This window comes from Hoeflea sp. Naph1, assembly GCF_046837775.1.
Taxonomy (GTDB): Bacteria; Pseudomonadota; Alphaproteobacteria; order Rhizobiales; family Rhizobiaceae; genus Hoeflea.
Window position 1 is genome coordinate 145,023 of the sequence record NZ_CP177286.1, and the last position, 12,181, is coordinate 157,203.

The 12,181-nt window shown below is 51.8% G+C and carries 13 protein-coding genes; 8 read left to right on the forward strand and 5 right to left on the reverse strand.

The window, feature by feature from the left end:
• The first annotated feature begins 16 nt into the window (after positions 1-16).
• The 7 genes from ACK6D9_RS00730 (at position 17) to tnpC (ACK6D9_RS00760) (ending at position 5,392) form a co-directional block, all read left to right on the forward strand.
• Positions 17-412, forward strand: a complete 396-nt coding sequence (locus ACK6D9_RS00730) for a hypothetical protein (RefSeq protein ID WP_412050257.1) — start codon at positions 17-19, stop codon at positions 410-412.
• A gap of 52 nt (positions 413-464) precedes the next feature.
• Positions 465-764: a hypothetical protein gene (locus ACK6D9_RS00735; RefSeq protein WP_412050258.1), complete on the forward strand. Its 300-nt coding sequence runs from the start codon at positions 465-467 to the stop codon at positions 762-764.
• Between the two features lie 418 nt (positions 765-1,182).
• Positions 1,183-1,788: a hypothetical protein gene (locus tag ACK6D9_RS00740; RefSeq protein ID WP_412050259.1), complete on the forward strand. Its 606-nt coding sequence runs from the start codon at positions 1,183-1,185 to the stop codon at positions 1,786-1,788.
• Positions 1,789-1,832: 44 nt separating this feature from the next.
• Positions 1,833-2,792 (forward strand): SIR2 family protein, encoded by a 960-nt coding sequence (locus ACK6D9_RS00745; protein ID WP_412050260.1) that lies wholly within the window; start codon positions 1,833-1,835, stop codon positions 2,790-2,792.
• Between the two features lie 235 nt (positions 2,793-3,027).
• Positions 3,028-3,414 (forward strand): IS66-like element accessory protein TnpA, encoded by a 387-nt coding sequence (tnpA, locus tag ACK6D9_RS00750; protein WP_267656563.1) that lies wholly within the window; start codon positions 3,028-3,030, stop codon positions 3,412-3,414.
• A complete protein-coding gene (tnpB, locus tag ACK6D9_RS00755) occupies positions 3,411-3,764 on the forward strand; it encodes an IS66 family insertion sequence element accessory protein TnpB (protein ID WP_267656562.1) in 354 nt (117 codons plus the stop codon). The genes tnpA and tnpB overlap by 4 nt, the downstream gene beginning before the upstream one ends.
• 68 nt (positions 3,765-3,832) lie before the next feature.
• On the forward strand, positions 3,833-5,392 hold the full coding sequence (gene tnpC / locus ACK6D9_RS00760) for an IS66 family transposase (protein WP_267656561.1): 1,560 nt from the start codon (positions 3,833-3,835) through the stop codon (positions 5,390-5,392).
• A gap of 82 nt (positions 5,393-5,474) precedes the next feature.
• On the opposite strand, the gene ACK6D9_RS00765 is transcribed toward tnpC (ACK6D9_RS00760), so the two are convergent.
• Positions 5,475-6,440: a retron St85 family RNA-directed DNA polymerase gene (locus ACK6D9_RS00765; RefSeq protein ID WP_412050261.1), complete on the reverse strand. Its 966-nt coding sequence runs from the start codon at positions 6,438-6,440 to the stop codon at positions 5,475-5,477.
• Entirely contained in the window at positions 6,433-7,380 is a 948-nt protein-coding gene (locus ACK6D9_RS00770) for a retron St85 family effector protein (protein ID WP_412050262.1), read from the reverse strand. Before ACK6D9_RS00770 ends, ACK6D9_RS00765 begins: the two co-directional genes overlap by 8 nt.
• A 977-nt stretch (positions 7,381-8,357) precedes the next feature.
• Here ACK6D9_RS00770 and ACK6D9_RS00775 point away from each other — a divergent pair.
• Positions 8,358-9,008, forward strand: coding sequence for a TIGR02391 family protein (locus ACK6D9_RS00775; protein WP_412050263.1), 651 nt, complete (start codon positions 8,358-8,360; stop codon positions 9,006-9,008).
• Positions 9,009-9,412: 404 nt separating this feature from the next.
• On the opposite strand, the gene tnpC (ACK6D9_RS00780) is transcribed toward ACK6D9_RS00775, so the two are convergent.
• From tnpC (ACK6D9_RS00780) to ACK6D9_RS00790, 3 genes are read right to left on the reverse strand one after another with little or no spacing between them, the layout of a single operon-like run.
• Positions 9,413-10,690: an IS66 family transposase gene (gene tnpC / locus ACK6D9_RS00780; RefSeq protein WP_412050264.1), complete on the reverse strand. Its 1,278-nt coding sequence runs from the start codon at positions 10,688-10,690 to the stop codon at positions 9,413-9,415.
• A gap of 4 nt (positions 10,691-10,694) precedes the next feature.
• Positions 10,695-11,126 (reverse strand): TIR domain-containing protein, encoded by a 432-nt coding sequence (locus ACK6D9_RS00785; RefSeq protein ID WP_412050265.1) that lies wholly within the window; start codon positions 11,124-11,126, stop codon positions 10,695-10,697.
• A gap of 1 nt (position 11,127) precedes the next feature.
• Entirely contained in the window at positions 11,128-11,967 is an 840-nt protein-coding gene (locus ACK6D9_RS00790; protein WP_412050266.1) for a macro domain-containing protein, read from the reverse strand.
• Positions 11,968-12,181 lie beyond the last annotated feature (214 nt).

Sequence of the window (12,181 nt, forward strand, 5' to 3'; positions counted from 1 at the left end):
CGAAAGACTTCTCTGCATGAATTATAGTAAATATTCTGAGGTACGCAAAGCTCTGGACTTTAATCTCGAAATAGACGGGATAAAGTATCAGGTAAAACCAGCAACATCATACAACTCCTCCGCATTGTACATTCAGTATCAAGTCCTGATTGTTAAAAACGGCGACAACAAATCAACGTTTGCGATCGAATCGATATCTTTACATGATGAGATACTCGACATTCCAGATATCGTAGAGAGGCGAATCCGAGACAAGTTAATCGACGATCTCGCCCCACGTGACTGCGTCATTCCAATGGTCTGGGAGGAGGCACTGGGACTCGTTATTATACTTAACAACTCTGGTCACACTGCTTTCGCGGACAAGGTTCTTGATGCTTTTAGGAACGCGAAGCCATCCACCCGAGTCTGAGGGAGCAGTTATACGCGACCACTAGTTCACTCCCTTGACAGAAGCAGGATCGATGACAGCTGAGAAAAACCGCCAGGCAGCGTATGCATCCAGAAACCGCCAGAAGTCGAAATTACTCGGCCGTCCCGATGGCCGCGCTGTTGCCGACGCCTACATGACTTCCATCGAGGGAGGGAAGCTAGAGCAGCTGATGCGCATTTACATATCAAAGCTCGCACCAGACGCTGATGCCGACGCTGGAAGCCGACAGATCAAGGAAATGATCAGAACTCTAGTTCGGGTAGCTCTATTCGAACGAGGCTTCAATGACGAGCAGGTCCGCGACAAAATGAAGTCGATGCAGAACGATTGATCGGAAACGCGGGGGTGCAATTAGTGCGCTCTCGGCCGATACTGTTGAAAAACCACTGAAAGAACCAGCAGCCGATTTCTCAACTAAAACAATGGAATAAAATTCCTGAATATCAAGGAATGTGGATTCCTTTTTCGTCAGCACGATAGAAGACCCGCTTGGGCGCAATTCCATTCCGGTTGGCGCAGGCCGAAATCGATCACAGTGAGTTTTTCAACAGTATCTGCCCAGAGCTGGTGTTCGTGTAACAAGCAGCGGTCTTACGTTACCCCATCACCAAGCCACACTAGACGACGAGGCATTTTGGCGCTTTCGCAGATGAATTCGAGCCAGGAATCCGATTTTTGGGGGCTGGTTAGTAGTTGCATAATCACGGCATGCACCTAAACTAGGCGTTTGCTAACCAAAGGTGCTGCGTATGAGCGGAACAACGGCAGTTATCACCCTCAGCCTAAATACATTCATTCGTTATTATTCGCTCGACCCGTCCAAACTCGTCGCAGAAGTTAACAGACGAATGCAAAGTTCGGGTGGGTACGACTACTATAATATTCTGGCTGACGCTGTAAGAGCAAAAGCATCGGGTGCGACACAAGATGAAATTGAATACATCCTAAATAGATCGAATAATCCTAGTGAAGTAGCTCACAATCGCGCGGCATATGAAACGTTTGAAGAGAAATTCGCTCGGAAGCGTGGTCTGGCACTTTTCGAACGAAAAGGTCGTGTTCGTATGTGCGATGGGCGGCTCGTGATACTTGTGAACCCACTTTTTTCTATTGAGTCCGCTCGCAGCTTCGATGTCTACAACGTTTGGGCTACCCAAAAGCCTGAGCTAGATAGAGCTAGGGCTGGCGCGGGTGTACACTTGATGAAAGTCGCATTTCAAAGAACAGCACCAAATTATAGCTACAAAGTGTTTAATGCAGTCGATGGTAAGACATACTCGACAGTCAACAACACAACACCTCAAGCCATTGAGACCATCGCTGAGAACATCGTGAATATCGCGATAAGCGGATAGAGCCGCCAATGAGGTCGCTTTATATATTTGGAAATGGATTGGGCATGGCGATCTCGCCCGAAGCCTTCAATTTGACAAATGCGCTGATTAACGTTTGGGATGACGGTACACTTGAGCACGATCAGAAGGCTCTGATATCCGCCTGTTTGCCGGAAGATGTGCAAAAACCCACCTCTGAAGAACAGCTAGCAAAGTTACAAGACACCGTAAATGCTTGTGAAATCCTCTTGTCGATACGTGACACAGGTGCTGGCCATTGGCTTTCTGAGGAAGGGAGGAAATTCCCGGACGCTGTCTACAAAGTCACGTATGCCGTTGCGAGAAAAATGTATCTCGCCAAACACCTGACAGGGGAAAACGTAGGTTCCTCCTGTGAAACGCCTAGTGAATTCATTGCTCCGTTCATAGAGCGTGTTAAAGCCACAGGCTCGCACGTCGCGACACTCAACTATGACGGCCTACTTTCGAAGGCACTTCAAGAGGCAGGAGTTCTTGGCGGTGATTCCCCGACGCTATTAGATGGTTTCGTCGATTCTATATTCGACAGGACCAATCTATTTAGGAAAAAAGGGTATGGAGGTTGGTATCTGCATTTGCATGGCAGCCCGTTATTTACGGGAAAGCCTGGTGGCAAACCGCGTAAAATCTCTGAGCCTACAATACGCAGAAAGATCGTACCCAAACACGTTGGCAGGCATCTAGTCCTGACACACTTCACGCACAAGCCAAGAATAATTTCGACATCCGAGATTCTCAGTATCTACTGGGAGTTCTTGCAGATGGCGCTCGACGAGAGTGAAAGGTTTGTGATCTTTGGATACTCTGGCAACGACATTCATCTCAATAGGTTGATTTCTCAAGCGCGTGCGAAGAAAGAAACGATTGTTGTTGATTGGTTGGGGTCTGGCAGCGCAGCGGTAAGACAAGCGTTCTGGAACGACCAATTGGGCGGCGATGTTCAATTGCACCTACTTGAGGACGTCTTTACGTTCGAAGACTGGTAGGCCTGCGCCGCGGTGTCCGCATATTGAAGGGCGGAACTAGTTGTCTGCAAACTCCGTGTCTTGAGCAAAGCTACCGTTGGCCCGGAGCGCAGCGAAAGCCCGCTTCCCGCCCTGTAAGGACCTTTGACCTGGTTTTCCGCATTGGTATTTTCGGTAAGCGGTGTTCTGCCCCCACGTTGCCCTGTCATCGCTGATCTGTGATCGGCTTCCATGGATTAGCGAGGGGAGTTTCTCCATGGACACTACACTGGAGATACTGACGACTGGGAAGACCGGGCGTGAGCGACATCGCCGTTGGCCTGATGAGATGAAGGCCAGGATCGTTTCCGAGAGCCTGAGGCCAGGCGTGACAGTGAACGAGGTTGCGGGCCGCTATGGGCTGCAGCCGAACCGCCTGTCGTCGTGGCGCACGATGGCACGGCAGGGCAAGTTGGTGTTGCCTGCGCCCGAAGATGCGATGGAATTCGCAGCGATGGTCGTTGAGACCCCTGCCGCCGAACCGCCGGCCAAAGAAGTCAGCCGTCCCGAGATCATTGTCGGCCCTGTCACGATCCGCCTGGAGGAAGGTGCATCGACCGCTCGGGTCGTGGCTGTTGCACGTGCGCTTGCGACCTCGGCATGATCTTTCCATCAAACCGCGTACGGATCATGGTGGCGACGAAGCCTGTGGACTTCCGCAAGGGCCATGACGGCTTGGCTGCGCTGGTGAAGAACGAGTTGCGCAAAGACCCGTTCACTGGAACGGTGTTCGTGTTCCGGTCACGCAGGGCGGATCGGTTGAAGCTGATCTACTGGGATGGCAGCGGTCTTGTGATGGCCTACAAGCGACTGGAAGATCACACCTTCACTTGGCCGGGTATCAGAGATGGCCTGATGACATTGGGCCATGCTCAGTTCGAAGCGCTGTTTGCGGGTCTCGACTGGCGACGCGTTCGTTCCGTGGAAACGAGAGCACCGGAGGCCATCGAATAGCTGCGGCACGATGACTCGGGTGGCAAATACCAAAGGCAATTCGAAGCGGGATTTGGTAGATTCCGGCCATGCTGAACGCCGCCGATCTTCCCGATGATGTTGCCGCCCTGAAGGCGATGCTGATTGCGGCGCAGGCACGCGAGGCAGGCAAGGACGCGCAGATTGTCCGCAAAGATGAGCGGATCGAACGGCTGGAGAAACTGGTTGCCGCCTTCAAGCAAACGGCCTTCGGGCGCAAGTCCGAGAAGACCGATCCCGACCAATTCGATCTGGCACTTGAAGACCTGGAAACGGCAATGGCCGCGATCCATGCCGAGGATGAGGCGGACGCCCCCTCGGGCAAGCGGTTCACCAAGCCACGAGCGACCAATCGCGGCTCTCTTCCAAAGCATCTTCCTCGCGTCGAAGAGGTGATCAAGCCGGAAAGCCTGGTCTGCGCCTGCGGCGGTTGCCTGCATTGCATTGGTGAGGATGTCTCCGAGCGGTTGGACGTGATTCCGGCCCAGTTCCGCGTCATCGTCATCCGTCGCCCAAAATATGCCTGCCGCGCCTGCACCGACGGCGTCATTCAGGCCCCAGCTCCTGCACGTCTGATCCAGGCTGGGTTGCCGACGGAAGCAACGGTAGCTCATGTGCTGGTGTCCAAATATGCTGATCATCTTCCCTTGTATCGGCAGGCTCAGATCATGAGCCGCCAGGGCATTGATCTCGACAGGTCCACACTTGCCGATTGGGTCGGCCGGGCCGCCTTCGAATTGCGTCCCGTCTTTGATGCGCTGATCTCCGACCTGAAACGCTCGACCAAGCTCTTCATGGACGAGACCCGTGCCCCTGTCCTCGATCCCGGTTCCCGTAAAACCAAGACTGGATACTTTTGGGCACTGGCCCGTGATGACCGTCCATGGGGCGGTGGTGCGCCACCAGGCGTTGCCTTCACCTATGCTCCCGGCCGCGGGGGCATCCATGCCGAGCGAATATTGCATGGGTTCTCGGGTATCCTGCAGGTGGATGGCTATGCGGGTTACAACAGGCTGATCGCGCCCGATCGCGTGGGCCCAGACATCCGGCTTGCCTATTGCTGGGCCCACGCTCGCCGCAAGCTGGTGGAAATCACCCGCAACGGAACAGCACCGATAGCCGAGGACGGTGTCAAACGGATCGGTGAACTTTATCGGGTTGAGGCGGAACTTCGTGGCCTTGATCCGGAGGATCGCCTTGCCAAGCGACAGGAACGATCTGCACCGCTGGTCGCCGACATACAGACCTGGCTCGTCCATCACCGTGCCCGTGTCGCTGCTAAATCGCCGCTTGGCGAGGCCTTGGCCTACATTGCCAAATACTGGGAGGGGCTACGGCTCTTCCTGACCGACGGACGCATCGAGATCGACAACAACAGCGTGGAGCGAACCATCCGGCCGATAGCCCTCAATCGGAAGAATGCACTCTTCGCCGGCCATGACGCCGGAGCCGAAAACTGGGCCACCATCGCCTCGCTCGTTGAGACCTGCAAACTCAACGCCGTTGATCCGCAGGGCTATCTGACCAGGACACTTACCGCCATCGTCAACGGTCATAAACAGAGCCGGATCGATGAGCTGCTTCCTTGGAATTATCCTGCCAAGGTGTGAGCGGAACACCGCTTACTATTTTCGGCCCATAGCTGCCGTTTGTGTGTCTTGCGTTGGGCGCAGTCGTCTGAGTGTACTTAACCTAACGATGCGACCCATCTTTTCGGGGCACGCGATACCGGAATACTGCTGATATTACTTCGTCACCGTATTTCTTTCTCATACGTTCAACAAAGATAGGCTCGCTAGATAGCGCAAATGCCAGCATACCGTGAAGATATCCGAGGCGCTCTATATCCAGTGTACCAATAGAGTATTTGTGAACCAATGCTGAGATTTCGCGTTTCCGGTCCCGTCCCAATGAAATCTGGCCTTCGGGGGTAAGAATCAAACCCGTTACTAGACGCCTCTCCGACGGGGAATAAATCGCCCTTTTCTCCTCATTCAAGAACAGTGCAGGCGTCTTGTTGCGCTTGATATAACTCCTTAAATGACGTTCGAACGCTCGAAGCTTGCCGAGCTCATTCGATGATATCGTTATGTCGTCGGCATATCGTGTATATTTGATGCCGTGCTCTACAGAAAATTTGTGCATGCACGTATCGAAGTCAAACATTATTATGTTCGAAACCAAAGGAGAAGTCGGCGCGCCAATTGACAGGCAGTATGGCGTTTTCCTACCGTCTCCCCAGAAAAGTGCCTTTGTGATAAATTCAATGTCTGATTGACTTAGTGTCACATACTCCTGATTTGCCAAAAATCTCTGCCATGCTGCGGCAGAGATATTATTGAAATATTTTTCGAAATCCAGTTTCAGTATCGGATTCGCACCGGCGTGAATCCTTGCATTGTCTGCAATGCTCACTCCAGGACGATAAGCCATAGCGGCAGCATGAACAGGGAACTTACTCAATATCAAGCTTGCGATACATCGCTGTATCGGCTTTAGTTCTCTTGCTGGCTGAGCAATAATGCGAAAACCATGCCCTTTCTTGGGAATTGGAAAAACTTTGTAGCGACGCGGCGCATCTTGAACAATTTCCAGGATGCTCGCTTCAGATTGCCCCGTCTCAAGTGCGATGGCTCTCAGAATGTTTACGTCAACCATTGCGCCTCTCCATAACTGTACGGAGAAACGGCCTCTTTAAAGCAGTCTCCTTCGCAATTGCTTTCTGGGTCAATGCCAACCAGCGACCCGTATCCTTGACTGTGCTGCCGGGCTGAAAGGCGAAGCGTTCCACGATCCCGGTGTTTGATTTCCTAATAAGATAAGTGGACCCAGAATATGCGCATTGATCCATCCAGCCGGCAAGCTTCATGCAGTAGAAACAATCTTGCACTCGCTGCCAAGAAATTGAGTAGCCAAGGAGGCCGGCGTACTCGGTTATCCGTTCAGTTGTTATGGCCTGAGCAACTTCCGCAAGCCACAGTACGACAATGAAATCCCGCAATTGAGAATTTTCGTCAGCGCCGAATCTGAAAGTCTTATTACCTTCGGAAACCCTGTCATTAATAAAACGAACTAATTCTGATACATGCTGCCGCATACTGGCCTTGACGATACGCCCTTTTCCATTAACTCGCCAAGGGTAAAAGGCAACTCGTGTAGCGCCTTCGTTTTCCAGTCGCTTAACCGGACCGAATCGAACGAAAGATTCCGCAAGATAATACTCTTCCTGCATTATTACATATAGTTTCCGCATTAAATGCTCAGTCGACGCAAACGCCCCAAGCTCGGCAAGCGAACCAGAACTTTCAGCGATCAGCAGAACTATCCGAGAAATCTTAGCGATATCCTCTTCATAAGTAATCAAATCTTTATAGGAAGTGTCGCGATAAAGTTGATTCGCTGCCTCGGCCAATACGATCTTAGCTTCAAGGCGCGATGCTATCTTCTTTTCTTCGAGTAAGTAGTGCCGAAGACTCACGGGGTCTCTCGGGTCATTGCTCGACCGCCCACCGCAGAAAAATATGAACTCAGACGGCCAGCGAAACCGGATTTCATTCAAATCCACAAAACTGAGTAAGTCATTGACTGTCTCAGCCATAGAACTCTTTACCCTTGAGAGGCAGGAAGAACGTGGAGTGGCCATCGACCGTCAGGCGAGGCGCAGGCCGAGAGATGGCCGCTCCACGTTCTTCCTGCCGATAAAACCACACAATAACAATTCGTCTGGCTAAGCGCCCGACGGAACCACAAGGGTTCATGCGCGTAAAGAGTAAAATTGTCTTAGCCGAGGCCATTTATTTTGTCAAACCATGCAGTCAGTGAGGCGTCAAACAGTACGCTACTTTCCCTAATTTGGACAAGTGGCTCCACCGCTTCTAGTTGAAGTGCGCACAACGATTTGGGCGCGATCTAGAGGTGAGAGCGATCGCTGTTATTGGCGTAAAAAATTGCAGATATTTAAGGACCATTGGCGAATGGTCGAACCGTAACGTCGAAAATTTTCCTTCGATGTAAATGGAACTGCTTGTCCGCGCAATATGTTCAATCACGCTCGAAGGAACGCATTATTTGCGCTCTGATTTGAAGCTGCAATATCTCCAACCTACGCGAGCTGCTGCTATTGGCGCAGACTGCAGCAGATGTCCGTCGTCCGCCCGAAATGAACAAATCATCATTGGCGCTATCGGCCATTGGCGGACGTTTCGGTTCGCATCCGGAAACGACTGCGTTACACCTGAGTGGCTAATGCTCGGTAGACAAATTCGCTCTCCCGAACCCGGATATTCAGGCAAGATTTCCGGTAGCTGAAAGTCGATGGACGTCGAGTGCTTCGCCTCTTCCGGATTGACATTCCAACGAGAACGTCAGCTTCTAGCTGCATTAGCGGCCCTATGAGAGGATGAAGTCCGCTGCATCGGGAGAATTTTAATGGCAAAACGCTCAGTGTCACCTTCGCGTCAATCGGTGATATTGTCTGACACTCAGGTACGCGCAGCGCTGCCTAAATTGAAGCGTCGATTTGATGAATTGATAGCGTTAAACATCAGGACCCTTAGCGAGGGCGATTTGGGAAACATGCTCGATGAGCTCGTGATTAAGATTAATGCCACACTCAGAGATATTTTCGGTGCAGAAACGCTAGAGTACAATGAGTACTCCATTGATACATTTAGGCCTGAGTTTAGTGTTTACTATTCTGGCATGGACGTAACGCTTCGGGGCAATATCGATGTCGTTAAGCAAAAGGTGGACCGCGGGATAACCACACTCGGGTCCATAATCGATATATTCGAAGAACGGATCGGCGAGGATATCGAAGATGCATCGAGCCGGGTGATAAGAGCCTACAGCGGGTTGGATATTCATCCGGAAATCGCTCGCGCAGCCAATAAGTTGTACCAAGACGGCCATTATGCCAACGCAGTAGAGGCCGCGGTGAAGGCATTAAACGGGCTAGTTCGCCTGCGGAGCGGGTTAGAGTTCGATGGGACAACATTGATGGAGAGGGCGTTCAGTCCTTCGAACCCGGTACTGAAATTCAATGCTCTCCAGGATCAGAGCGACAAGGACGAGCAGAAAGGCTTCATGCAGCTCTTCAGCGGCGCTGTGTCCGGGCTACGAAACCCGAGGGCGCACGGCTTCATCAATGATGATGCGGAACGTGCCTTGGAGTTCATCGCTTTCGTCAGCCTACTTGCGAAGCTTCTCGACGAGGCTAGCACATAGCGCATGGTCGGAGAGGACTGCCAAGAAGCAAAGCGGATAATGGCTTGGCATCGGATGGAGCCACGTTTCCGGCCCATTTCTGTCGTTCGTCGGAACAGCATTCGTCCTGATTAAGTCATCAAAAACAGACATATTTAAAATTTTTAATATCCTGAAAGTCTCTCTGAGACAATTACGCTAAAAATTCATATAACCCCAGGCTACTTGTGTTTCACGATTATAGTATTGAAGGGGTGTCGAGAGGTTATTGCTATGAACAGTGAACTGTCCGATTGCTTCGAGCAAAGCGGTTCTGCGGAATGGGATGTGTATGGCTTTGGCAGTTTGGTTGTTAATCCGCGCCGTCAAAGCGTTTGGCGTAATTACCCACCCCCGAATTCGTGATTTCCGGTTCTTCTACCGGCCTATGCCAGGACGGATGCGATGACCTGGAAGGGGTTTGCGCCTTTGAGGCGGGCGGTGTCGATGGTCGTGCGTACATCCGCCTCGGCTTGGGCGGCCCACATGGCGCGATATCCGTTTGTCACCTTTCGCTGAATGACCCATGGACGGAGCTTTCGCTCAGATGTGTTGTTGGTGACATCGACCTCTCCGGGATAGTCGCAAAACGTCAGCAGCTGATCGCGGGCCCGCCCGATCTTGGCCTGGAGCTTTTGGGCCAGGTCGCATGAAGTCGGGGCGCATAGAAGCCCCGCAAGCTGTTTATCGAATTTGCGCTTCTTGCTTGCGACGGTAGACGCAGCGAATGTGCTTATGGCTCTGGCGAAATCAAACACACGGCCAAACCAAAGCTGGAAGCGAAGAGGGAGATCATCCTCGCCATGTTCCAGCGCAAAGGCTGTATCACGCGCCAAATGTGCAAGGCAGGTTTGATGTCGATGGCCGTGAGATTGCTGGGCTGAATACCGATCAGATATCCATACCTCGGGGACATGGCCGCCCATGGTCTCGTGAACGACCCGTGCTGCACGGGAGTAATCGGGCTGGTGGACAACGGCATCCTTGCAATGAAACACCCAGTGCTGGGCGTTCATGCCCTCGATACGAACACCGGTTTCGTCGCTGGCGACAACGCGGGCGGCTCGAAGGCTGGACTTTGCGGCCTGTGCTGTGGCCTGGAAGCTCGGGCGGGAGCGGGCAAACATGTTCATGATCGCGCCCTCGCTCACATTAAGGCCGAAGATATCCATGAACACACCGCTCAGGCGTTCGTAAGACAATGCATGGAAACTCTTGAGGTAGATCGCCAGCGCGTGAATGCCTGGCCCGAACGGCGTTGCGGTTGCCACGGCAGGTGCGGTGGCTTTTGTTGTCGTGCCGCATTGCGGGCAATGACAGGAAAAACGCCGATGCCGGGTGACATGAGGACGGATCGCAGGAATATCGATCTCGTCATAGGCCCCGACCAGCCCCATCGTATCATCACCGGAAAACGCATGGCCGCATCTCTTGCAGGCGGTCGGTTCATGATCGCGAAACATGTCGGCAAAATCCGCCAGCACCCTATTGTGGGGTTCATGCCCGGGCTTGGCTCCACCCGGTCGTGAGTTGACGCGTTTCTCTTTCTTGTCCGTCGAGGGCGGCTTGGAAGACGTCCGAGAATCCTTGGAAGGCCGTTGGAGCCGAAGCACCATCTCGATCAATTCGTCTTTGCTCAGCTGCTGCAAATCAGTTCGATCCATATCATCATGGATTCAGACATTGTGGTGCATGGCAAGGGGGTGGGTAATTACCGTTTGGCCATCTACTATGAAGCGCGGCAGGATCGAGAATCCAGTTGTAGCCAGTATGTGCAATAATTAGAGGGATGTTGTATGTGTCTACGGCTTTCTCAATCTCGTAGGTCAGCATACTCCCAGACTTGCGGGTGTCATCGGAAAGAATTACCACCATATTTTTTGATGCCGCGAGACGCTGACGGATGCTCGCCTCTAGTGTCGAACGCAGGCTAGTATCGCGAACCGCACCCGCCTTTTCGTGACTATTTACGAACTTGAATTCAATATGCTTTCCCGATGCCCATGACTGGACCGTGGCATAATACTTGAAATCGGACATAGTTGGGTTGGCTTGTCCGAGACCATCAAAAGCAAAATATGTACCAGTGCGGTTTGCCATGCTAATTCCAATTCCTTGCATAGCTTTGAAGATTAATTTCCTCTTCCTTATCTTTGGGGAGTATAATTGTAATCCTACCGGTGACTTTCGCCTGTTTGGTCTCTTCGAGAACAGCCGCGAGAATCAAGTCGACCAATACTGATGCCTTGATCCCGATACGGGCTAGACCGGACCCCATAAGGGGTATCGACAGGGGTTCATACGAGCACACTGCGCGAGCCTTGGTGAGCATCCCACGAATGGCGCAAATCAAAGTTTCCGCACTCGCTGTCGTCACATTGTTGGAAGCGTCAGTCCTACCGAGGGCTACAAACAAGAACTTATTGTTGCCTACCGTGGCACAGCCAGTGGTGCCAATTGGAAAACGACGATCATTCCCCTTTGGGCGATTTTCCTTCGTTGGCCGCTCATTTTTGAGAGATGCGTTGATCTGCTTTTGCCAGTCTTGTCGTTCGTTGGGCCAATAAGTCTTGATAACATGACCGTGCAGAGATTTGGAGGAAACCAAATCCTCATCCACATTGCTGTCAAAAAAGTCGTTCACCCCCACCGCCTTCCAGCCTTCTTGTGCGAAGAGGTCTGCAAACTCGATGAAAATCTTCGTATCAAATCCGTGGCTTTTTATTTCAATACGCTTCTTCAAAAAGCCAGTGAGATAGTGGCCATCCAAGAAGTAGAAACCTATCCCGACGACAACCGAAAGAGCAACAAAACAACCGTACGGTATATTTACATCAGAATTGGAAAGACCTTCGAAAGCCTCGATCGGTAGCCATAAAAGGCCCATAGCAATCAAGATTGACCGAACAATTGGCAACCAATGCGCCTTTATGATTTTCAACAATATAATTTCTCCGGCACACACAACATAATAAATCTACAAAAATCGCACTTGTTTGCAACACAAACCAGCCAGTAGTAGGATTTTTAGCCTATAATTTTGCTGCACCGGCACCCCTCGAAAAACTGCTTCGGGTGAACTTCGCTCCGACATCGCTCGCATAACGAAAGGCTGCTTTCCGCCCGTTCAGGACTCTTGGGCTGCCCGATCGCCA

Coding starts and splice junctions, on each gene's coding strand:
- tnpC (WP_412050264.1), bottom strand. CDS start 10,690: ATGGATCGAACTGATTTGCAGCAGCTGAGCAAAGACGAATTGATCGAG.
- tnpC (WP_267656561.1), top strand. CDS start 3,833: ATGCTGAACGCCGCCGATCTTCCCGATGATGTTGCCGCCCTGAAGGCG.
- ACK6D9_RS00730 (WP_412050257.1), top strand. CDS start 17: ATGAATTATAGTAAATATTCTGAGGTACGCAAAGCTCTGGACTTTAAT.
- tnpA (WP_267656563.1), top strand. CDS start 3,028: ATGGACACTACACTGGAGATACTGACGACTGGGAAGACCGGGCGTGAG.
- ACK6D9_RS00775 (WP_412050263.1), top strand. CDS start 8,358: ATGCTCGATGAGCTCGTGATTAAGATTAATGCCACACTCAGAGATATT.
- ACK6D9_RS00745 (WP_412050260.1), top strand. CDS start 1,833: ATGGCGATCTCGCCCGAAGCCTTCAATTTGACAAATGCGCTGATTAAC.
- ACK6D9_RS00735 (WP_412050258.1), top strand. CDS start 465: ATGACAGCTGAGAAAAACCGCCAGGCAGCGTATGCATCCAGAAACCGC.
- ACK6D9_RS00740 (WP_412050259.1), top strand. CDS start 1,183: ATGAGCGGAACAACGGCAGTTATCACCCTCAGCCTAAATACATTCATT.
- ACK6D9_RS00770 (WP_412050262.1), bottom strand. CDS start 7,380: ATGGCTGAGACAGTCAATGACTTACTCAGTTTTGTGGATTTGAATGAA.
- ACK6D9_RS00785 (WP_412050265.1), bottom strand. CDS start 11,126: ATGGCAAACCGCACTGGTACATATTTTGCTTTTGATGGTCTCGGACAA.
- ACK6D9_RS00765 (WP_412050261.1), bottom strand. CDS start 6,440: ATGGTTGACGTAAACATTCTGAGAGCCATCGCACTTGAGACGGGGCAA.
- tnpB (WP_267656562.1), top strand. CDS start 3,411: ATGATCTTTCCATCAAACCGCGTACGGATCATGGTGGCGACGAAGCCT.